This window comes from Polyangium jinanense (genome assembly GCF_028435265.1).
GTDB lineage: Bacteria > Myxococcota_A > Polyangia > Polyangiales > Polyangiaceae > Polyangium > Polyangium jinanense.
Genome location: NZ_JAGTJK010000008.1, coordinates 204,588 through 226,916, shown reverse-complemented (window position 1 = coordinate 226,916; position 22,329 = coordinate 204,588). Strand labels below are relative to the sequence as shown.

At 68.9% G+C, this 22,329-nt stretch carries 16 protein-coding genes and 1 other RNA gene; 6 read left to right on the top strand and 11 right to left on the bottom strand.

The genetic code is table 11. From position 1 onward, the window contains the following. Positions 1-5: 5 nt before the first annotated feature. From KEG38_RS55555 to KEG38_RS18740, 5 genes are all read right to left on the bottom strand, one after another. Positions 6-1,478: an FHA domain-containing protein gene (locus KEG38_RS55555; RefSeq protein ID WP_272421076.1), complete on the bottom strand. Its 1,473-nt coding sequence runs from the start codon at positions 1,476-1,478 to the stop codon at positions 6-8. Further along, a complete protein-coding gene (locus tag KEG38_RS18755; protein ID WP_272421075.1) occupies positions 1,475-2,503 on the bottom strand; it encodes a trypsin-like serine peptidase in 1,029 nt (342 codons plus the stop codon). Before KEG38_RS18755 ends, KEG38_RS55555 begins: the two co-directional genes overlap by 4 nt. A gap of 193 nt (positions 2,504-2,696) precedes the next feature. After that, the gene (locus tag KEG38_RS18750; protein ID WP_272421074.1) at positions 2,697-3,974 is read right to left on the bottom strand and encodes a Stp1/IreP family PP2C-type Ser/Thr phosphatase; all 1,278 of its coding nucleotides are present in this window, start codon (positions 3,972-3,974) and stop codon (positions 2,697-2,699) included. Between the two features lie 7 nt (positions 3,975-3,981). Beyond that, the gene (locus tag KEG38_RS18745) at positions 3,982-5,673 is read right to left on the bottom strand and encodes an FHA domain-containing protein (RefSeq protein ID WP_272421073.1); all 1,692 of its coding nucleotides are present in this window, start codon (positions 5,671-5,673) and stop codon (positions 3,982-3,984) included. Positions 5,674-5,724: 51 nt separating this feature from the next. Then, positions 5,725-6,408, bottom strand: a complete 684-nt coding sequence (locus tag KEG38_RS18740) for a hypothetical protein (RefSeq protein WP_272421072.1) — start codon at positions 6,406-6,408, stop codon at positions 5,725-5,727. A 279-nt stretch (positions 6,409-6,687) separates the two neighbouring features. Between KEG38_RS18740 and KEG38_RS18735 the strand changes: the two genes are divergently transcribed. Further along, positions 6,688-7,077 (top strand): hypothetical protein, encoded by a 390-nt coding sequence (locus KEG38_RS18735; RefSeq protein ID WP_272421071.1) that lies wholly within the window; start codon positions 6,688-6,690, stop codon positions 7,075-7,077. Between the two features lie 9 nt (positions 7,078-7,086). Here the strand turns inward: KEG38_RS18735 and KEG38_RS18730 are convergent, their stop codons facing one another. The 3 genes from KEG38_RS18730 to KEG38_RS18720 all read right to left on the bottom strand — a co-directional run bounded on the left by KEG38_RS18730 (position 7,087) and on the right by KEG38_RS18720 (position 9,993). Beyond that, positions 7,087-8,208, bottom strand: a complete 1,122-nt coding sequence (locus tag KEG38_RS18730; RefSeq protein WP_272421070.1) for a tetratricopeptide repeat protein — start codon at positions 8,206-8,208, stop codon at positions 7,087-7,089. Beyond that, a complete protein-coding gene (gene ltaE / locus KEG38_RS18725) occupies positions 8,205-9,242 on the bottom strand; it encodes a low-specificity L-threonine aldolase (protein WP_272421069.1) in 1,038 nt (345 codons plus the stop codon). The genes KEG38_RS18730 and ltaE overlap by 4 nt, the downstream gene beginning before the upstream one ends. Positions 9,243-9,327: 85 nt before the next feature. Beyond that, the gene (locus KEG38_RS18720; protein WP_272421068.1) at positions 9,328-9,993 is read right to left on the bottom strand and encodes a hypothetical protein; all 666 of its coding nucleotides are present in this window, start codon (positions 9,991-9,993) and stop codon (positions 9,328-9,330) included. A 566-nt stretch (positions 9,994-10,559) separates the two neighbouring features. Between KEG38_RS18720 and KEG38_RS18715 the strand changes: the two genes are divergently transcribed. The 4 genes from KEG38_RS18715 to KEG38_RS18700 all read left to right on the top strand — a co-directional run bounded on the left by KEG38_RS18715 (position 10,560) and on the right by KEG38_RS18700 (position 16,851). Further along, complete coding sequence (locus KEG38_RS18715) at positions 10,560-11,225, top strand: hypothetical protein (RefSeq protein WP_272421067.1); 666 nt, start codon at positions 10,560-10,562, stop codon at positions 11,223-11,225. A gap of 106 nt (positions 11,226-11,331) precedes the next feature. Then, the gene (locus tag KEG38_RS18710) at positions 11,332-11,835 is read left to right on the top strand and encodes a hypothetical protein (protein ID WP_272421066.1); all 504 of its coding nucleotides are present in this window, start codon (positions 11,332-11,334) and stop codon (positions 11,833-11,835) included. A gap of 117 nt (positions 11,836-11,952) precedes the next feature. Then, on the top strand, positions 11,953-14,823 hold the full coding sequence (gene fdhF, locus KEG38_RS18705) for a formate dehydrogenase subunit alpha (protein ID WP_272421065.1): 2,871 nt from the start codon (positions 11,953-11,955) through the stop codon (positions 14,821-14,823). A 516-nt stretch (positions 14,824-15,339) separates the two neighbouring features. After that, on the top strand, positions 15,340-16,851 hold the full coding sequence (locus tag KEG38_RS18700) for an SBBP repeat-containing protein (protein ID WP_272421064.1): 1,512 nt from the start codon (positions 15,340-15,342) through the stop codon (positions 16,849-16,851). A 50-nt stretch (positions 16,852-16,901) separates the two neighbouring features. Here KEG38_RS18700 and KEG38_RS18695 read toward each other — a convergent pair whose 3' ends face one another. The 3 genes from KEG38_RS18695 to KEG38_RS18685 form a co-directional block, all read right to left on the bottom strand. Next, positions 16,902-18,551, bottom strand: coding sequence for a hybrid sensor histidine kinase/response regulator (locus tag KEG38_RS18695; protein ID WP_272421063.1), 1,650 nt, complete (start codon positions 18,549-18,551; stop codon positions 16,902-16,904). A gap of 186 nt (positions 18,552-18,737) precedes the next feature. Further along, positions 18,738-19,145: RNase P RNA component class A (gene rnpB / locus KEG38_RS18690), an RNA gene on the bottom strand. 45 nt (positions 19,146-19,190) lie between these two features. Next, positions 19,191-20,327, bottom strand: coding sequence for a hypothetical protein (locus KEG38_RS18685; RefSeq protein WP_272421062.1), 1,137 nt, complete (start codon positions 20,325-20,327; stop codon positions 19,191-19,193). Between the two features lie 54 nt (positions 20,328-20,381). Here KEG38_RS18685 and KEG38_RS18680 point away from each other — a divergent pair, with 54 nt between their 5' ends. Beyond that, a complete protein-coding gene (locus KEG38_RS18680; RefSeq protein WP_272421061.1) occupies positions 20,382-22,202 on the top strand; it encodes a hypothetical protein in 1,821 nt (606 codons plus the stop codon). The last annotated feature ends 127 nt before the right edge of the window (positions 22,203-22,329 follow it).

Below are 22,329 nucleotides of genomic sequence, written 5' to 3'. Positions count from 1 at the left end.
CGTGACTACTTGAGGAGCGCCTCGACGAGATCGATCCGCATGCCGAACTTGTACGGTGAGGCCTTCACGACCTCCGTCTTCCGACCTGCGATCTTCTCCTCGCCCTCTTCGAGGTAGCCGCCCGAGTTCACCGCGATCACCTTGCCCTGGCCGCTCCAGATGGGGCTGCCGTTCGAGCCGCGTGTCGTCGCGGCGTCGTGCTGCACGAGCCAGGCGTCCTGGTATGCCGCGGGCCGGCCGGATGCGCCCGTGACGCGGCCGATGTGCGCGGCGAGGAAGGTCGCGGCGGGGTTCGTCGCGTCCATCAAGCGGCCGGGAAAGCCGATGAGGTACACGTCGTCGCCCGCGCCCGTCGCCGAAAGCTCTTGCTTCGTCGCGATCTCCAGCACGACGGCCGAGCGGCCGCGGATGGTCACGACACCGACGTCGGGTGTGATGCTCTCCTGATCGGTCGGGCGATAGCCGGGATGCGTGCGCATCTCGATCACGTCGAAGCGCGCCTGCCCGCGCCCCTCGTTCTCCAGCGCGACCACCGAGCCCTTCGCCTTCGCCTCCTGGATGCAGTGCGCGCTCGTCGCAAGCATCGAGGGCCTCACGGCGAACGCCGTGCAGAAGCCCTCGCCCTTCGAAGCGAGCATGAAGATGCCCTTCTTCGAGCGGTCGTAGAGGTTTCGGCCGAAGCTTGCGTTCGACGGGTGCAGGTTGCCGAGCCGCCCCTCGATCTCCTTGCGGCGCGGATCCTCGGGCGGCATCTGCGCGAGCTCCTCGCGCAGGCGCTGGATCTCGTCCTGCGAGCGCGTGCTCCAGAAGATGAGCCCGCCGAGCGCGAGCAGCGCGACGACGAGGAGCCCGCCGAGCGCGTACGCCGTTCTCCGCTGCGACGCCGTCGCCGCCGTGACCTTCTCCTCGACGATCGCGTTGAGCTCCGCCGTCCGCCCGAACTTCTGGCGCCCGCTCGCCGCGGCGACGGCCTGCGAGATCATCATCGCGATCGTCCGTTGCCCGACGCGCGCGCCCGCGGGCGGCGCCGGCTGCACGGCCTGCGCGATCTGCACGCGCGGCGCCGCGGCGACGTGCGCCATCTCCGGCATCGGCTGCGGCATCGGCTGCGGCATCGGCTGCGGCATCGGCATGGCCGGCATCGGCGGCATCGGCGGCGGCGCAGCGGCGGGCACGAGCTCGATCCGGATCCGCGGCCCCTTCGCGCCGAAGCTCACCTCCGTCCCCGGCGCGAGCGGGTACCGCTGCTGGATCCGCTGCCCGTTGGCGTACGTTCCGTTGCGGCTGCCGAGATCCACGACGTACCAGGCGCCGCCCTCGCGACGCAGCTCCGCGTGATGCCCGCTCGCCTCGCGGTCGTGGTTCGCGTCGAAGACGACGTCGTTGTCCGGCGAGCGACCGAGCCGCACGACGTCGCGTTCGAAGATCTGGAACGTCCCGGCTCTTTGCCCTGCGGTGTGCACGATCCGGAGGTTCACGGCGTGGGTACCCCGCGGACGAGATCGATCCGCATGCCGATGCGGTACGGAGAGGCTTGCACGATCGTCGTCTTCTGCCCGTCGATGGAGATGTTTTCCTCGTCGTCCACATGGGCCGCGTGAACGCCGATGACGTGGCCGTACTGGTTGAAGATGGGGCTACCGCTGTTGCCGCCGCGCGTGACCGCGTCGTGCAGGATCACCGTGGCCTTGTCACCCGATGTGGCCTGCTCGTCGAAGCCCATCAGCCGGCCGAGGTGCCCACTCAGGAACGTCGCCGACGGGCTCACCGGATCCATCACGCGCCCCGGAAATCCGAGCACGTACACGTCGTCGCCGGGCCCGAGCGCGCGGAGCTCCGTGTCGCTCGCCAGCGTGACGGCCACGGGCAGCGTCCCCTTCACGCGGAGCAGCGCCACGTCGGGCGTGTCCGCGCGCTTCGAGTTTGCGTTGTAGGTCGGGTGCGCGCGCTGCGCGACGACCTCGAGCTCGACCTTCCCGGCCGATTCGTTCTGCACGACGACGGGCTTTCCGCCGCGCGCTCCGCACGACGTGACGCAGTGGGCGTTCGTCACGAGCTGGGTCTTGTTGATCGCGAACGCGCTGCAGCACCCGCTGATGCGGCGGTTCTGCGTGTACGCGAGCACGTAGAGCGCGCCCTTGTTCTGCTCGTAGATCTCTCGCCCCGTGAGCACCTTCGTCGGCAACGTGCCCACGGGCGCGGTCGCTGGACGCGCGTCGAGCCCCGCCTCGGCCGTCAGGATCGCCGCCGCGCGCTGCGATCGGTACACGACGAAGGCCGCCACCACGAGGGCGACCAGCGTCACGGCCACGCCGAATGCGAGCAGCGCGTTCAGCCGCGCGCCTCGCCGCGTCGCCTCGGCGACCTTCGCCTCGATGATGCTTGTGCTCTTGTCGGGCCCGCTCGTGGCGCGCGCGACAGCGTTCTCGACGATGCGCTGCGCGGTCGCGACGTCCACACGACCGTCCGCGTCCATCGCCTCGCGCGGCACCTCGCTCGGCATCCCGCGAGTATATTTTTGGTGGCCGGGCTTCGCCAGCCGAACGCTAGAACATCGAGCGGTTGTAAACCGCTCGCTGTTCTAGCTCTTTTGTCCCGAGGGGGACGCCTCGCGTCCCCCTCTCGTCCGGGCAAAGCCCGGACGATTCACCCCCCGAGGGAAGCTCGCTTCGCGCGCTTCCGAGCACGTCGATGCTCTAGGGCTTGAGCAGGTAGTACCCGGCGATCGTGATACACGCGAGCGCACTCGCGATCATCATCACGATGAGCCACTGCGGCGCGCCGTCGGTCGGGATGTGGATGGGATCGTCCGAGCCGTGGGAACGCGGCCCGTACGAAGATGGACCCTCTCCGTCCTTCGAGGGCTCTTCCCGCCGCTCCGAGTCGCTCTCCCGGCGGTGCCCCTCGGACGAGGACGACGAGGGCAGCGGCGTGAGCGGCACCGAGATCTTCGGCTGATCGAGCTCCTTGACACGGCGGCTCGGATCGGGGGCGTTGAGCGAGCTCGGCGGCATCGGCTCGGGGAGCTGGTACTTGCGGTAGCGCAGCCCCGAGATGTCCTCCTCCGTCGGCTCGGGCAGCGCCTCGCCCTCGAACTTCGACACGACGACGGTGATGTTGTCGTGACCGCCCGCTTGATTCGCGCGATCGGTCAGGGTCTTACAGACCTCGAGCGGATCATCGATCGTGCGCAGGACCTCGCGGATCTCCTCGTTGCGCACCATGCCCGAGAGACCGTCGGAGCAGAGCAGCAGCGTGTCGCCGCGCTTGAGCTCGACGAACGTGAGGTCCACCTGCACGCTGTCCGAGGTGCCGAGCGCCTGCAGGATGATGTTGTTGTGCTCGAAGGTTTCGGCCTCCTCCTCGGTGAGCTGACCGGCCTCGATGAGCTGGTTGACGAGCGACTGATCCCGCGTGACCTGCACGAGCCTGTCGCCGCGAAGGATGTACGCGCGGCTGTCGCCGACCTGGCCGATGAAGAGGTGATCGTCGACGAGCGCCGCCACGGTGGACGTCGTGCCCATGCCGCGCCGGGTGCGATCGAGCTTCGCCTCGCTGAAGATGCGCAGGCCCGCGGACTCGATCGAGTGCACGAGCCTCGCCGCGATCTCGTCGTGATCCTTCGGCGGCTCGCCCGAGATCATCTTTTGGAAGATGATGTCGACCGCGAGCTGACTCGCGACCTCGCCGGCGGCCGCGCCGCCCATGCCGTCGCAGACGCCGAGGAGCACGCCGCGCTCGCCGACGATCTGGTTCCGGTCGGTCTCCATCAAGCCGCGGCTCGCCTTCGTCAGGTCCGCGACGATGAAGTTGTCCTCGTTGTGCTCGCGTACCTGGCCCACGTCCGTGCGGCCGAACAAGCGAAGCTTGATCGGAGCGGACTTCTTCAGCTTCCGCTCGCCGGGTAGACCTTCGGCGCTGTCCGCGGGGCGGTTCGAGTCGGGCTGCGTCTCTCGGGAGGCTTGTTCGCTCATGGGCTCACTACGAGAGGTCCACCCGGAACAGGTGCTGGCCGATGCGTAGGTAGTCGCCGTTGTCGAGGGTGACGTCCGAGCGGATCGCGACGTAGGTGCCGTTCGAAGAGTCCAGATCCGTGATCGTGAACTCGCCGCTCATCGAGCTCCTACGAAGGACGGCGTGCCGTCTCGACAGGAACGGATCTGCCGTAAAAACGATGTCTCCCACCTCTCGCCCGATCACCGTTTCGTCCCGGAACAGATGGTACACGTCGCGGGTCACCCCCTCGACCGTCCGCTGACAGAGCCGTGCGCGTCGCGGGGTCGAGGGAGACCCGAACAACAGGGTCCCATGCTGGGTTGCATGCCCGAGCCCTCGCTCCGCGTCGTTCACGGTTTCGAACTGTAACACTTCGAGGCCCAGGAGGAGCAAGTCGCCGTCTTTCAGCGCGTGCGGTTCCCGGATGCGCCGGTAGACCCCGTTCGTGGAATGAAGATTCCGGAGGATCCAGTGACCACCCTGGGGCAGGAGGCGCGCATGCCGCGGGGAGACGTACAGATCGTCCGGCAGAAGGATGTCTCCCTCGGTCCGGCCCACGTCGACCTGGCGGTCCACGAGCGGAAACGACTTGCCTTCGCTGCCATCCTCCACGATCACGACGAGCCGGCCGGTCTGGACGCGACCACTCGGCGTCACCGAAGGCGAGGCCGGCGCGGGCGCCACGAAGGTGGACACGAGCCGCTCGTCCCTGCGGCCCGCGGTCACGGGCTCGGTGAACGTGGGCTCGGCCTCCGCACGGGCGGCCTTCTCCCCCTCGTCGAGCGGCGCGCCGCAATACTTGCAGAAGCGCATGCCCTCCGCGGAATGACCGTGGCAGCGAGCACAACGGACGAGCCGCGGAGGGCCGGTCCGGGTCGTCGCAATGCCCACGACGGGCGCGCCGATGATCTTGTCGCCCGCATCGTCGGGGCTCGTGGCCGGCGCGCTCTCCGCGCTCGGCGCGACGACCGAACGGGGAAGCGTAGGCCGGGCCGCGGGGGCCTCCGTGATCGGCGTGGGCGCGGGAGGCTGCGTGGGAGCAGCCGCGGGCAGCGACGGAGACGGCTCCGGCGGCGCGGCCACGGGCGCGGCGAAAAACTCGGGCTCGGGCTCGGACTCCGGCGCGCGACGTACGACGGCTGCTTCGCTCGAAGCGGTCGAGGCGGGACGCCCGAGCGACGCGCCGCACGTCACGCAGAAGCGATAGCCGGGCGGATTCGACGAGCGACAGCTCGGGCACGTCGTGATCGCCTCGGCGCCGAACGAGACGGTGAACTGAAGCGCGGGCGCTTCGGGCCTGGAGCGCGGCGCCGAGGGCTTCGGAGACGAAGCCGAGCCGCCGGACGTCGGGCTACCGGACGTCGGGCTGCCGGACGTCGGGCTGCCGGACGTCGGACTGCCGGATGTCGGACTGCCGGATGTCGGGTTCGCTGAGGGAGCGGGGTTCGAGGCGATCGCGGGGGCGGAGTTCGGCGTGTCGTCCGTGCTGCGGACCTCGGCGACGGCAGCGCGCTCGACGCGCTCGATGCCGTGGGGCGGCGTGGGCGGGACGCCGCGCCCCTGGGTCCGGAGGCGCCTGCCGCAATCCAGGCAAAACGTCAGGTTGCCCTCGTTATCACGACCGCAGACGTCGCAGATCACAGCCGCGAGAGGACCGCGGAGGCGCTTTCGAGTCAAGTGCCCGAGCGCAAGCTCGACACGAAAACCGCGCCCCGCGGCCCGCTCGAGCTACCTGCGCCCGATCTCGCTGCGGAGCTCGAACTGGAATTCGGCCCCCAGAAAGTGCGCCACGCCCGTGGCACGGACTGCTCCCGCCGTATCGGTCCATCCAGCGATGAGCATCGGTCGATAGACCAGACCGAAGCCGAGGATCGCCACCCGGGAAAGCTCGATTTCGACGCCGAGGCCCCCGAAGAGCAGCCCGCCGCCCGTCTCGACGCCCCACTCGTTCCCGTATGCGAGCGCCCCGATCCCCCAGGAAGCGTAGGGCGCGGCGCGCGTCCCCAAGTCCGGCAGGTAGCGCATCTCGAAGCGGAGCTGCTGGAAGATCCCGAGCCGATAGAGATTGCTCGAGTCCATCTTCGCGAACTGGTAGGCGCCGCCGATGTACCAGGGCCCGGCGGATCGATATCCGCCGCGGATCGCGAGCCCCCCGGCTCCGCCCAGGATACACGGCGCGGCCTTTCCACCTTCGGGTGCGCAGACCGCGCCGGCGTCGAGGTTCGTCTCGGCCACGATCGCCACGCCGTACTGGAAGTACTCGACGTGGAGCGGCGGTGGACGGACGCCCCCGAGGACGCGCAAAGGCTCGTTTGCCGGAGGCAGCGAGGCGCTCGGCTCACCACGCGCCGTTCCGGAGGCGGCGAGCAGAGAGGCGCAGAGGAGCAGACCGAAGGGCCGTTGCGCGCTCACCGGCGCTCACGCTACGCGCGTGCGCGGGAGCCCGCAACCCGCCGCGCGCGCCGGGGCGCCCGGCGGGGGCGGGACCTCTCGACCCCTACCCTTTCCGCTCCGGGCAAGGCCGAGGAAGGCGCGACCCGACGCGACGGGCGGGGGGCACCTGGTCATGCCGGACTCCGGGACTCTCGCCTTGACGCGGCGCGCGCCTGCGCCAACGTCTCGGAAACCTTTTCGCCGATCATCGGCGCGCTTGACGTCGCCATGGTTGGTCGCCTAAACGGAGCCACGCTCATGGAGATCCACCTCGACAAGCGTGCGGTTAAGCAGATCCGCCTCTCCGCTGCGGACGCGATCGACGAAGGCGATACGGAGGCCCTGCGCGAGGACGTCCTCGAGGCGTTCAGCGAGGAGCAGGTCGAAGAGATCGAGCGTCGGCTCGACAGCGGTGATTTCTTCGAATTCTTGACCGACGTCCTCGACGAGTGGAGCGGCGACGACGTCGACGAGCTCTTCGAGCTCCTCGAAACGCAGCTCGGCGAGATGGGCATCGATCTCAAGTACGAGCAGCGTGAAGAAGAGGACGAGGAGGAGGTCGAGGACGACGACGTCGACGACGACGACGACGACCTCGACGACGACGAAGACGAGGAGCTCGAGGAAGAGGACGACGAGGAGGACTGACGCTCGCCGTCAGTTTTCCCCGGGATCCGCCGGCGCCTCGTCCTTCTGTCCGCTCGCCTCTCGCTCGATGTAGCCCGCGCACGGCTTTTCGTTCGGCGCGGGCCTGATCTCGTCGCAGACGAGGTGCGCGCAGCGCGCGTATCGCGAGTCGGAAAAGTCCTTGCGCAAGCGTTCGGCGAGGTCGCAAGCCTCGCCTGCGTCGCCGTCCTCGCGCGCGAGGCGTGCCTCGGCCCAGAGCGCGTCGTCGCGCAGGACGGACGTCGGATGATCGGCGTAGACCTTGTGCAGCTCGCGGCGCGCGGCGCGATGATCGTGCAGTCGATCGCGGTAGAGCTCCGCCACGCGCATCTGCGCCGGTGAATACCGCGGACGTTCGTAGCTGCCCGTGAGGTGCGAGGACTCGCGCACCGCGAGCAGCGTGCGCAGATGATCGATCGCCGCCTCGTAGCGCCCGAGCTTCTCTTCGATCAGCGACGCGTGCCAGAGCGCGTCGTCCGTCAGCGTCCCGAACGGGTACGGATGCGCTTGCGAGAGCGCGACGAGCGTATCGCGGGCCTCCGCGAGGCGCCCGAGCCGTTCGAGCGCGAGCGCCGTTTCGTAGTCGACGTTCTCTTCGAGGTCCGTGTTCCGGAGGATCCGCGCCGGGCCTTTTGCCCACGCGAGCACCGCCTCGTCGCCGCCGCGCTCGCGCTCGTGCTCCACGAGTCGCTTCACCGCTCTCCGTGCGAGGCCGTTCTTCGTGTGCTTCGCCGTCGCGTCGAAGAGCATCGCGTATCCGCGCTCCGCGTCGCCGTGCTCGATCTCGAGATCGGCGAGCTCGAAGGCGGCGCGGCCTGCGCGTGGCCCATCCGGTGAAGTCTCGGCGAGCTTCTGGAGCGCGACCTTCGCCTCGGCGTGCGCGCCGCGCCGCTCGTGCATGCGCGCCACGAGGAAGAGAGCCTCGTCGCGATCCTTCACGCGCTCGGCGACACGCGCGGCTTCCTCGTAGCTCTTCGCGGCGTCCTCGTAGCGCCCCGCGTGATGCGCCCTCTGCCCTGCGGCGAACGAGCGCTCGTACGCGTCGCCGAGGCTCGGCCCGCACCCCACGAGCCACCACGCGAGGACAAACCCGAAGGCGCGCCGCGCGCTCACGTCGGCGTCGCCTTTCGCGTGACGACCTCGCGCGTTGCATCCGCGAGCGCAGCGGCGGCCTCGGAGACACGCGCGGCCGGCAGATCGAGGTGCGTCACCACGCGCACGCGCCGCGCGCCCGATGCGCCGACGAGCACACCACGCGCGCGCGCAGCCGCCACGAGCTCGTCGGCCGCCACGGGCAGATCGATCTGCACGATGTTCGTCTCCACCTCGCGCACGGACGCCCCGGACACCTCGCGGATCGCAGCGCCGATCACGCGTGCAGCGGCATGATCCTCCGCGAGCCGCGCGCGGTGATGTTCGAGCGCGTAAAGCGCGCCCGCGGCGAGCACACCGGCCTGCCGCATGCCGCCGCCGAGCATCTTCCGGAACCTACGCGCGCGTACGATCGTCTGCGCGTCGCCGCAGAGCGCCGATCCCACCGGCGCGCCGAGACCTTTTGAGAAGCAAACACTCACCGTGTCGAACGGTGCACACAGCTCCGCGACCGAGAGCCCCGACGTGACCGACGCGTTCCACACGCGCGCCCCGTCGAGGTGCATCGCGAGCCCGTGTGCCCGCGCGACCTCCGCGATCGCGAGCACGTCGTGTTGCGGAAACACCCGACCGCCTGCTCGGTTGTGCGTGTTCTCCAGCGCGACCACGCGCGGCCGCGGGTGGTAGTCGTACGGCGGCTTGATGACCTCTTTCAGCTCGTCCGGCTTGAACAGACCGCCGCGCCCGGCGATCTCGAACTGCACACCGGACCAAGCCGCGCCTGCACCCGACTCGTAGAACGCGCAGTGCGCGCCTTCGCCGATGATCACCTCGTCGCCGCGCTGCGTGTGGCAGAGCAGGGCGATCTGATTGCTCATCGTCCCGCTCGGCACGAACAGCGCCGCCGCCTTGCCGGTGATCTCGGCCGTGTACGTCTCGAGGCGCGCGATCGTCGGGTCTTCCCCGTACACGTCGTCGCCCACCTCGGCCCGGGCCATGGCCTCCCGCATCGCGGCCGTGGGCCGCGTCACGGTATCCGAGCGCAGATCGATCATGCCCCTACTTCACCCGGAATAGCGCGCATGGCAACGCCTTGTTCGTGGGCGGCAGCGCGTTACGGGCAGACGCCGCGCAAGCGAACTAGCAGAAGAAGCACTTGTCGCGCTGAGGCGGCTCGGGGTCGAAACGCACGCGGCCGCAGGTGTCGCAAATGCACAGGTTTTGCGCGTAAAACTCCCGCTGGCCCAGAATGTCGGAGACGAACAGGCTCATCACGATGTCGCTCAGGATGTCGTGGCTGCGCGGGCGCGGCACCCATTGCATCGAATCGCCCACGACGACCCGACGGACCCGACCCGCGAAGATCGCGGCCGAAAGGAAGCGGTCGTCGACCGGCGACTGGAGCAGCCCGCGCAGGTACCCGACCACGCGCGCGCGCGTGCGGACCAGGATCGCGGCCGTCTCGTCCGTCGGCGGGATCTCGGGCAGGAACGCGCTGCAGTGCTTGTCGGCGGGCAAGGCGCCGAAAAGCGGCTCCTGGATGCGCCAGGGACGGGCCATGTAACCCGTGTGCACGAGGTTCCGGTCGATCCACGAGCGCAGCTCTTCCCGGCACATCCGTCGCGAGGCGACGCCCTCGAGGAACGACAGCGCCGCGGCGAGCCCTTCGCTCGGCGGCGGCAACGGCTCGGGGAGGACCACGCGACGGATGCCGCTGCCCCGGTTCGACGAGACGGGCGCCGCGTCGTTCGTGCCTTCGCTCTTCGTGGCGAGAACGTTCCTGCTGGGCGAGGACCGCGTCGACATGTTCAGGATTCGGAGCAATCGCCGGACCAGACGCCGGGGCTCCGCCATGTACGCCTGACGCTCGACCCGGACGAATGACGACAGTCTGGACGGTCGGGAATCGGCACCGGGCGAGCAGCTCTTGCCATGCGACCGTCGCCGATTGCATTTCCCGGATCGCGCAGGTCGGATCGGTGTGCGGCGCGGATACGGTAGAGCCAGTGAGCAGTCGCAGTTCCCGTCGCGGAAAGAGCCACCCTCTGGCCGACTCCATTCTTTTCAGATTCTACCGGCTGCACCTGATTCGCATTACGATACCGCAGAGAATCGACGCGCCTCCGGTGTCAACCTTATGCCGCTGCGATGAGCAGGAAATCGGGGCCCCCGGAGACCGTGAGCAAAATCACTGCCACTCGAAATTCGCGCGCGGATCGCGGACATCGAGACATGGAACCGCCGCGTCCCGCTGCGCGTATGCGAGGGACTCCGACCTCCTTTCGCCATGGACGTGCTCCGCTTGCGAGCGAATTTCGCACGGAGGACGCCCCAGGCTCGACGTTCTGGTCGGAACGGAGAGAGTGCTTTACATGACCAAACATGGCCTTGTTTTCCTGGGTGCTTTGCTGGCCTCCACCTCGCTCATCGCGGCCACGGGTTGCGGCGATGAGAACAGCGGCGGCTCCGGCGGTACGGGCGGCTCCGGTGCGGCCGGCGGTACGGGCGGCGCGGGCGGTACGGGCGGCGCGGGCGGCGCGGGTGGCGGCGCGAGCGCGGTCGACTGCGACAAATATTGCACGGACATCGCGACGAACTGCGCGGGCGAATACCAGCAGTATGCCGACAAGGCGAGCTGCATGGGCAGCTGCGCGGGCTTCCCGGCCGACGGCAAGGACAACGACGCGGCCGGCAACACGATGCAGTGTCGCGTTTATCACACGAGCGCGGCGACGGGTGATCCGGCGAAGCACTGCCCGCACGGCGGCCCGAGCGGCGGCGCGATGTGCGGCTCGCTTTGCGAGGCGTTCTGCTCGCTCGCCGTGAAGACCTGCCCGACCGAGTGGCCGCAGGAGGGCGAATGCATGACGTCGTGCATGGCGTGGACGGCCGCGGGCATGCCGTACAACGCGGCGAACTTCACGGGCGGCAATACGACCGAGTGCCGCCTCTATCACCTCTCGGTGGCGGCGACCGACGCGGATGCGGCGGATGAGCATTGCAAGCACACGATCGCGATGTCCGAGCCCTGCAAGTGAGCAAGTGAGATAGACGGCCCTCGCACCCGGGCGAGCGGGGTGCGTGGCGTGTTTCCCCCGAGAAAGCCACCCCCCGACGCCCGCCCGGTTGCGCTATTCTCCCGCAATGCCTCTTCTTTCTCGTCGACTCGCGCCGCTCGCCTTGCTCTCGTTCCTCGCCGCCCTCGGCCCCGCGTGCACCGCGGAGCTCGAAGAAGGCTGTCTCGGCGGGCAATGTGTCCCGCCTGGCAGCCCTCCGATCCCTCCCCTCCCGACGAGCGACGGGGGCGGCGGCGCGGGCGGCGGCGGGGGCGGCGACGCCGGCCCGACCTGCGAGGACACGCCGGCCACCGGCGATTTCCCCTGCGACGTCTTCACTGTCCTCCAAACGCACTGCCACGGCTGCCACCAATCGCCGCCGCTCAACAACGCGCCTTACTCGCTGCTCACGTACGAGGACACCCGCCTGCCCCATGGCATGACCACGAAGCCCCGCTTCGTGCGTATGGCCGAGGTCGTTGAGAGCGGCTTCATGCCCCTCATGGCCACGCTCCCCGAAGCGGACAAACAAATCCTGCTCGACTGGCTCTCCACCTGCGGCCTGCCCGCCGAGGGAATGGGCTGCGAATGACGGCGGCCGCCGTCCGTCCGCTCGGCACTGCTTGACGCAGCTCGCGCGCCTTTGACGCGGCGAGCCGATGCATTTCCCCGACTTCTGTCCGGGCCTCCTCGTGCCACAATCCGCCGCATGCAAGCGCCCGCGGCACCGGATACGGCCACGTCCCCGCGCACCGTCACGCTCACGATCGACGGACAGAGCGTCACCGTCCCCGAGGGCACCACGATCTGGGAAGCGGCGAAGGCCCTCGGCATCGACATCCCGGTCCTCTGCCACGACGAGCGCCTCCGCCCCGTCGGCGTCTGTCGTCTTTGCGTCGTCGACGTCGGCGGCCGGACGCTCGCGGCTTCGTGCGTACGGCCTTGCGAGCCGAACATGAAAGTCGCGACGGCGTCACCGCGCGTCGAACGCCAGCGCAAGGTCCTCGTCGAGCTGCTCATGAGCGACCAGCCCGAGGTTTGCCCCAAGGAGAGCACCACCGGGGGAAATGAGCTTTACGCGCTCGCCCGCCGCTACGGCGTGGATGGCAGCCGCTTGCCCCACGGCCATGCCCGCGGCGAGGACAAATCCTCGAAGGTCATTTCCGTCCACCACGACGCCTGCATCCTCTGCGATCGATGCGTCCGCGGCTGCGACGAGATCCAGCACAACGACGTCATCGGCCGGACGGGCAAGGGGTATGGTGCGCGGATCGGTTTCGACCTCGATCGCCCGATGGGCGAGAGCACGTGCGTCTCGTGCGGGGAATGTATGGCGGTGTGTCCCACGGGCGCGCTCGTCAACAAGCCCGTGAGCGCCCCGCTCGCGCCGCGCGTGCATTTGAAGCAGGTCGACAGCGTTTGTCCCTATTGCGGCGTGGGCTGCGCGCTCACGTACAACGTCGACGAGGAGGCGAACCGCATCGTGTACGTCGACGGCCGCGACGGCGAGGCGAACCACGAGCGGCTCTGCGTGAAGGGTCGGTATGGCTACGATTACGCCATGCACCCGCAGCGGCTCCAGAAGCCGCTCATCCGCGTGCGGTATCCGAAAGGCTCGCTCTCGGATGCGTCGCCCAACGCACAGGAAGCGCGCGGCGGGCGCCGAAAAGGGCACCTCGTGCGGTACGAGGACGTCCTGCCTGCCTTCCGCGAGGCGAGCTGGGACGAAGCGCTCGACCTCGTGGCGACCCGCCTCCGCGAGGCGCGGGATACGCATGGCCCCGCGGCGATGGCCGGCTTCGGCTCGGCGAAATGCTCGATCGAGGAGGCGTACGTCTTCCAGAAGCTCGTGCGCGCCGTCTTCGGCACGAACAACGTCGACCATTGCACCCGCCTCTGCCATGCGTCGAGCGTGGCCGCGTTGCTCGAGACGATCGGCTCGGGCGCCGTCACGAACACGTTCGCCGGCATCGCCGAGGCCGACGTCGCGCTGCTCGCGGGCACGAACACCACGGCGAACCACCCGGTCGCCTCGTCCTTCTTCAAGCAGGCCGCGGCCCGCGGCACGAAGCTCATCGTCGTCGACCCGCGCCGCCCCGACGTCGCGCAATACGCCTGGCGTTACGCCCGCATTCGCAACGGCACCGACGTCGCATTCTACAATGGCCTCCTCCACGTCCTCCTCGCCGAAGGCCTGTACCGCGCCGATTACGTCGAAAACCACACGACCGGCTTCGAGGCCCTGAAGGAAACCGTGGCGCGTTACAGCCCCGAGGTCGCGAGCGAGATCTGCGGCGTCGCGCCGGATCTCATCCGCGAGATCGCGCGGGCGTACGGCTCTGCGCGGGCGGCGATTACGTTCTGGGGCATGGGCATCTCGCAGCACACGCACGGCACGGACAACGCGCGTTGCCTCATCTCGCTTTGCCTCGTCACGGGCAACGTCGGCCGGCCCGGCACGGGCCTGCACCCCTTGCGCGGGCAAAACAACGTCCAGGGCGCGAGCGACGCCGGCCTCATCCCCATGATGTACCCCGATTACCAGCGCGTCGCCGACCCGGCCATCCGCGCCAAATTCGAAAGCGCCTGGGGCGTCCCGCTCGATCCGAAACCGGGCCTCACGGTCACCGAAATCACGACCGCCGCGCTCGAAGACAAGCTCAAGGCCCTCTATTGCATGGGCGAAAACCCGTTCCTCTCGGATCCCAACGTCAACAAGGTCAAAAAAGCCCTCGCGAAGCTCGATTTCCTCGTCGTGCAGGACATCTTCCTCACCGAGACGGCCGAGTTCGCCGACGTGATCCTCCCGGCCACGAGTTACCTCGAAAAACTCGGGACGTACACGAACACCGATCGCCGCGTCCAGATCGGCCGCCCCGCCCTGAAACCGCCGGGCGACGCGCGGCTCGATTGGCAGATCGTCTGCGAGATCTCGAACCGCATGGGTTATCCCATGCCCTATACGAAGGCCTCCGACATCTTCGACGAGTTCACCTCGCTCACGGACGCCTACCAGAACCTCGATTACGACATCCTCGGCAAGGCCGGCCGCCTCTGGCCCGCACCGGATCGTGCGGCCAAGGACGGCGTCCAGATCCTCTTCGACGACGGCTTCCCAACCCCCGACGGCCGCGGAAAGCTCGTGCCCTGCGAATACACGCCGGCCCGCGAGACGCCCGACGCCGAGTATCCGTTCGTCCTCAACACGGGCCGCCTGCTCGAACACTGGCACACGGGCACCATGACCCGGCGCTCCTACGCCCTCGACGCCATCGCCCCCGAAGCCTTCGTCGAGGTGCACCCCGAGGACCTCGCCCGCCTCGGGGTTCGTCCGGGCGAACGCGTCCGTGTCACCTCGCGCCGCGGCTCGATCGAACTCGTCGCGCGATCGAGCACGAAGGTCGGCGTCGGCAGCGTCTTCATCGCGTTCCATTTCCGCGAGGCCGCCGCCAACGTGCTCACGATCGACGCGATCGATCCGTTCGGAAAGATCCCCGAATTCAAGTTCTGCGCGGTCCGCCTCTCGCGCCCCTCCGGCGACGCGGCGGAGGCCTTGCCACCCACGGGGCTGCCTGCCTGAGCATTGGTCTCTTCTTGGGCTGGGGCCGCCGCGCCGGGGCGCTGCCCCGGACCCCGCGGGGGCTGTTCGCCCCTCGACCCGAACCAGGGCAAGCCCTGGACTCGGGTTGGAAGAACCGCGCGATGCGCGGTTCTTCCACAGGCCGGTGGCAAGACTGTCGAGGTGCGTCTCACGCACGGACCGTGATGCCAGCGTCGCTGTCTTGGTCTTGCCTTGGCCTGTTCGATGAACTGCGCATCGCGCAGTTCATCGACCCCGGGTCCAGCGCTTGCGCAGGCCCCGGGTCCAGGGGCGGATAGCCCCTGGTGGGGCCTGGGGCAACGCCCCAGCGAAGCGGCTTTGAGATGAGACCACATGAGCTGACGCGTCAGCGGTCCCGTTGACGTCACCCGCGCGGGATTGACGCGTCAGCCGCCCTCCACGGCCAAACCCGCTCGAGCTTTTACCCCCTATTTCCGCTTCCCGAGCGTTGGCCCGGTTCCTGCCAATGCTGCCTCCGACAACGGGAGGCACACGATGAATCCTGCGCATACCTTGGGCAAAGCGATGATGACGACGGGCCGATGGACGGCTGCGGGGCTCTGTTTGGCCTGCCTCGCGCCGGCGATGGGTTGCGCGCCCGTGGACGAGATGGTCGTCGAAGAGTGGGAGGAGGTCGAGGTGAGCGGCGGCTCCGACGTGGTGGGCGAAGAGGAGAACGTCGCCGAGGCGACGGAGGCGCTCACCTCGCTGGGTTTCTCGACGTTCGTCGGAGGAACGGGAGAAGACTGGCGCACCAAGCCGGCGGTTGACCCGGCGGGGAACGTGTACGTGGCGGGTCAGAATAACCAGGATATCTTCGTAGCCAAATACAGCGCCAGCGGCGTGCCCTTGTGGACGGCGACCTTCGGCGGCGAGGGCTGGGAGGATGTCCGGGATGTCGCGGTGGACAAAGCGGGATGCGTGTACGTGCTCGCGAAGACCGATTCGTACGGCCCGACGCAGACGATCCTCGTCGCGAAGCTCAATGCCGCGGGCAATGCGCTCGCCTACTACAGCCGGTTCGGCGGTAGCGGTGATGACCAGCCGAACGGAATCGCCGTGGATTCCGCGGGAAATGCTTACGTGACGGGCGAGACGCGTTCGGTCGATTTCCCCGTGACGCCAGGGGCAATGCAGCAAGCACACCACGGGGACTCGGATGCATTCGTCACGAAGCTGAATGCGTCGGGCTCGAGCCTCGTGTACTCGACGTACCTCGGAGGGAGCGGCTCCGACGCCGCCATGGACATCGCCGTCGATGCGGCCGGTTATGCCTACGTCGTCGGGAGCACGACCCCTCTACCGAACGTCGCCGGCCTCCCCTTCCCGACGACGCCCGGCGCATATCAGAGGAACCCCGGTGACCCCTGGTGGGGTTATGATGTTTTCGTCACCGAGCTGATCCCGAACGGGTCGGCGCCTTATTATTCGACCCTGATCGGAGGCAGCTACGGCGACTCCGGGGTCGGAATCGCGGTGGACAGCGCTTACAATGCGTACGTGGTTGGAACGTCGTGGTCCACCAACTTCCCCACGACGCCGGGCGCGTTCCGCAGCGCCAAGAGCGGACCTGCCCATGAAATAGACGTATTCGTGACGAAGGTCAACGAGCCTGGCAGCGCCCTTTTGTACTCCACCTGGGTGGGGAGCGGCGAGACCGGGTACGACTTCCCCAGCATCGCCGTGAGCAGCAGCGGAAAGGCGTACGTCACGGGGGTGGCGGAATCGACCAGCTTCCCAGTGACGGCGAATGCGCTTCAGACGTCTCACCACGGCACCTTCGACGGATTCTTGATGGAGCTGAATACTTCGGGATCGGCGGCGGCGTACGCGACGTATCTGGGCGGGAGCGGCATCGATTATCTGTTCGGCATCGCCGTCGATGGTCATGGAAACGCCTTCGTGGCTGGTCACACGACCTCCACGGATTTCCCCGTCTATAACGCCGCGCAGCCGAGCTACTCCGGCTACGGGTACGGCGTTCTCACGAAGTTCCTGGGCCCCTGACGCTCCAACGATGTAGCAGACGCGCCTGGAGCATCGAACCGGTCGATGCTCTACGCCGCGGAGACACGCTCGGGGGGCCGGGCGGGACCACAGAGCTCCGCGAGGAGCCGATCCAGCGTTTTGAGGTCCAGCGGCTTCGCGAGATGCCGATCGAAGCCCGCCGCGCGCGAGCGCTTCCGATCCTCGGGCGAGGCGTACCCCGTGAGCGCGATGAGGATCCTGTCCCGGTGCGCAGAATCCGCCCGGAGCGCCCGCGCGACCTCGTAGCCATTCATCCCGGGCAAACCGAGATCACACAAAATCACCTCGGGATCGAAAATCCGCGCCTTCGCGATTCCCTCGGAGCCGGAGTGGGCGACCTCCACCCGCACGTTGCGCTGCCCGAGCGCGAGCGCCTCGGCCAGGCTCGCGGCGGCGTCGTGGTTGTCCTCGATGACCAGGATGCGGCTGCAGCGGTGCGGCTCGCGGCTCACGCTCGCCGCGCCGTTCGAGGCCACAGGCTCCCCCACGGGCAGCTCGATCGTGAACGTGGCGCCCCGGCCCGGGCCGTCGCTCTCGGCGCGCACGTCACCGCCGTGCAGCTCCACCAGGCCCTTGACCAGCGAGAGGCCGAGGCCGAGCCCCCCGCGGCTCCGCGTGATCGTCCGGTCGGCCTGCGTGAACGCATCGAACAGCTTCGGCAACATCTCCGCCGCAATGCCGGCGCCGTTGTCGCTCACGGAAATGCACGCCCGCGCCGGCTCCGCGCGCGAGACCGTGACGTGCACCCGCCCGCCGCGATCCGTGAACTTGGCCGCATTGTGCAGCAAATTGCCGACGACCTGCGCGAGCCGCGTCCCGTCGCCGTTCACCCAGACGGGCCGGACCGGCACTTCCACGCCGAGCGTCACCCCGCCCTGTTCGAAGACCGAGCGGTGATCCTCGGCGGCGCGATAGACGAGCTCGCAGAGCTCGATCGGCCCGTGCTGGAGGAGGATTTTACCGCGTGAGATCCGCGTCACGTCGAGCAGATCGTCGATGAGCCGCGTCATGTGGACGATCTGCCGCTCGATCACGCGCTCGGCGCGCTTCGCCTGCTCGCTCCCCGGCGCCGCGCGGCCGAGCACGTAGAGGCTGTTGCGGACCGGAGCCAATGGGTTTCTGAGCTCGTGGGAAAGCATGGCCAGAAACTCGTCTTTGCGACGATCGGCCTCCCGCAGCGCCTCGGCGAGAGCGCGATGGCGCTCCTCGCTCTCGTGGAGCGCCGCGAGCGACGCCCGAGCCGCCGCGGCGGCCCGCTCGGCCTCCAGCCTGGAGCGCTCGGCGAGCAGACGCTCGGCCTGCGCACGTTGCCGCAACCTGCGCTCCGAGCCCATGACGAGAATCACGACCACGCCGGTCACGAAAAACACGACGAGCCTGGATAGGTATGTGAATACGAAATCCGAATGGGCGTTCCCCGACGCCATCGCGAACGAGAGGAATCCGAAGCCGACCGCGGAGACGGCGAGCGAAACGAGGCTCGGAAGAAACCCCACGACGAGCGCGAGCAGCGCGAGGATCCCGATCGGCCCGAAGAGGAACAGGCCGCCGAGCGGCCGGATCAGCATTGCGCTGATCGCGACCGAGACCATGGCTGTGGAGACCGCGAGCAACCACGGCCAGATCACGGCGAACGTGGATCGCGCGGGGGGCGCTTCGGGGGTGATGATTTCCTGCATTGAGCGAATGGATAACGATTGGGGTGCTGCAACGTAACATACGAGCGAGGCCACGCCAGGCGAGGACGTCCCTGTCATGCCCTGAAAAACCATGGACGGATGAGCCCGCTCGCGGCGGCTGATATCGCTCGCTTCGTGCGGGGCGACAAAAAGCAAGAGGCCCCGATCGTTCGATCGGAGCCCCTCGGTCGCAGCGGCTCATAAGCCGAGTTCTGTCTCGCTCCGGGGTCACCCCCGAGAGCGTCGGCGATCATTCCTCTAGGGCACGCATTGCTACGTGCCTCCAGCAGCCAACCCGGAGGCATCGGACGGGCCGTCCTCTCGGGACCTTGCGGTCCCATCGCCTCCCTACACGGCCTTGCACCGGGTGGGGTTTGCCTAGCCACCTCCGTTACCGGAGGTGCGGTGGGCTCTTACCCCACCGTTTCACCCTTACCGACTGGACGAGCACCACGAGGGCACCTTCGAGCCGGCGGTTTCTCTCTGTTGCACTCTCCTCGAGGTCACCCTCACCGGGCGTTACCCGGCACCCTGCCCTGCGGAGCTCGGACTTTCCTCCCGCGGAAACCCGCCGGCGATCACCTGCTCCGCTGCGACACGGCGAAGATAACGCCCCCCGATCCGGAAGTCGAGATGTCGTCAGAGCGTCACGTACGGCCGCAGCGCGTCGCACGTCGCCGTGGCGGGCGGCGCAGGCCAGCGCTCCCGCAGCGCTTTACAGAAGCGGGACGCGAGCTCGGTCTCCTGCACGGCGCCCGCGTGCAGGTTGTCCCAGAACTCTTGAAACTCGGAGGTCGCGCCCTCGTCGGGGCTCTGCAGCAGCGTCGCGATCCACCGCAGCTCGCTCACACTCTCGTCCGCGATGCGCTCGCCCAGGGCGCGCTCCTCGGCGCTCGGCTCCTTGTGACGGCTGAAGGGGCTGCGCACGCCCTCCACGTAGAGCTCCCTCCACGGGATCGAGCGCGACAGCGCGAGCAGCGCCTCCGCCAGCTCGGCCCGCGCGCTCGTCGCGGCCAGCGCGTCCACCATGGGCGTCGGGCACCTGCACCGCGACCACAGGTAGCGCCGCTCGGCCTCGGTCACCGCGGGGATCTCCGGGATGCTCGGCGCGAGCAGCACGATCGTCGGCCCGTCCCAGTCCCCGTGCAACCACACATCGCCGAGCGCGTACCCGCGCGCCGCGAGCTCTTCCGCCGGGTCGAGCGGGCACGCCGGGAGCTTCACGCTGCTCGCGGCCTGCATATTCCTCCGCAAGACGCCCGCGAGCTCCCGGTGCTGCGCGCGCAGCGCCTCGAACGTCGCGGGGCGCGGCGGCGGCGCGTTGTCCCGCGCGGGCGCGTCGGGCGCGTGAAGGAACAGCGCCCTGGCGAGCGCCTCGAACCAGCCCCCCTCGATCTCGCCGGCGTCCTCGAGCGACCCCTCGGGCGCCACCTGCCACACCAGCGTCCACGGCTCGCGCACGCCCTCCTCCACCCAGCGCGGCCAGCGCACGGCGACCTCCTGCGCGAGCGCCTCGGCCGTGGCGAACCCCTGCGACGAGGCCGCGAGCGACAGGCACGCGTGCAGGGTCTGAGGCACCTCGTCGAGCGCAGGCGACTCGCAGTACTCGCTGATCGTGCGCCGCCACGCGGGCGTAAACATCCGCCGCGCGACCCACGCGGGCTTCGGGCCCAAAAGCCCCGCCTCCGTGAGGCGCGACCACGCCTCGCGCGGCGAGCCCACGCCCTCCACCACCTCCAGCGCGCGCAGCAATGTCGAACGGTCCGGCTCGGTCATCACGTCCCGCGCAGTTTGCCACCCGCGAGCCCCTCCTGTACACGAAAACGCCCCATGCTCACCGCTGCAGAAATCGCCGCGATCCGTGCCGACGACACCAGCGACACCACGCGCCTCGCGCACGCCGCGCGGCTTCGGTCGGAAGGAGATCCGCGAGGAGAGTTCATCGAAGTGCAATGCGCGCTCGCGCGCCTCGATCCCTGGTCGTCGCATCCCGAACGCGCGCGCTGGGAGCGGCGTGAGCGCGAGCTACTCGCGGCGCACGGCGGCACCTTTCGTGCGCCGCTCGGACTGCGCAGGTCCGAGTGCGTATTTCGACGGGGCTTCGTCGATCTGGTGGCGCTGACTGCGGAGCGGGTGCTCGAGGTGGCGGACGCGTGGGAGCGCGGCGCGCCGATCCAAGACCTGATGCTGCTGGGTCAGGACCCCGCGAGCCTCGCCGACGCGCTGTCGCATCCCGCGATGCGACATCTTCGCTCGCTCACGATCCACGGCGGCGGCCACGACTTGTCGCGCGACGTCAGCGAGATGCTGCTAGAGCACGCGAGCTCGCTGGTCCGACTCCGGAGCCTCTCGCTGACGCAGATGGACCTGCGCAGCGACTGGGTGAAGCGCCTGGCAGCAGGCGGCCCCTTCACGGCGCTCGAGCGCCTGACCCTCGATCGATGCGATCTCGCCGCGGAGGACGTGCAGGCGCTGGTGTCGTCTCCGATGGGCGCGCGGCTTCGGTCCCTCACGCTCGACAACAATCCCTTCGGCGACGACGGCGTGCGCGCCATCGCAGCCGCAGACGGTCTGACGCAGCTCGAAGCGCTGTCTCTGACCGACGTGAAGATGACGAGCGAGGGCGTGCGTGCGCTCGCGGCGTCCCCGGGTCTCGCGTCGCTGCGGCATCTGGATCTATCGCTGAACAAGTTCGGACCGGAAGGCGCGCAGGCGCTCGCGCAGGCCACGCCGCGGAGCCGCCTCGAAGAACTGAAGCTCTGGTACTGCGGCATCCGCTCGGAAGGGCTGCGCGCGCTGGCGAGCGCACCGCAGTTCGCGTCGCTTCGACGCCTCGACCTCGGCAACAACGCCATCGACGCCGAGGGCGTTCGCGCAGTCGCCGCGGAGCGGTCCTTTGCGCAGCTCCGTCACCTCGGGCTCAACGGCAATTCGCTGGGGAGCGCTGGCGGCAAGGCGCTCGCGGAAGCCACGCAGCTCGAACACCTGCGGGTGCTCGAGCTCGGCGGCACGCAGCTGGGCTCCGAGGGTACGCGCGCGATCGTCTCCGCGCCGACCTTTGCCGCGCTGACCCGACTCAATCTCGCGTGCAACGCGGTGGGACCCGATGGTGTGCGTGCCCTCGCGCGCGCGAGCCACCTGGCGCGATTGGAGCAGCTCATCCTGCGCCTCAACGCCCTTGGGCCCGAAGGCGCGCAGGCCCTCGCCGGGGCGCGACACCTCGCGCGGCTCACGGAGCTCGATCTCACAGACAACGAGCTCCACGACGAGGGCGCGCGAGCGCTCCTCGCTGCGACGCAGCTCGCTTCGCTACAGAAGCTCGGTCTGCAGCACAACCAGCTCAGCGAGGAGAGCGCGCAGGCGCTCGCGTCGGCGACGCACCTGACCGAGCTCTCGACGCTCGAGCTCGCGCAGAACGACTTGGGCGACGAGGGGGTCCGTCTCCTCGCCGAGGCGCCACATCTCGCGGGCCTCGTGGTTCTCGACCTGTCGCGCACCCGGTTCGGGGACGACGGCGTCCGCGCCCTCGCGGCGGCCTCCCACCTCACCCACCTCGCGTTGTTGTCGCTCGCGGAGAACGGGCTGGACCGCGCGCAATACGACGCGCTCGCGTCCGCGTCGCAGTTCGCCGACACGACGATCCTCGAATAGGGCTGGTGTCCTGGGACCGAAGTTCGTCGAAGAACGATTCCCTCACCCCCATCGCCTCTCCCTCCGGGAGAGGGGAGAAACGCCGTCTGTCACCCCTCTCCCGGAGGGAGAGGGGCCGGGGGTGAGG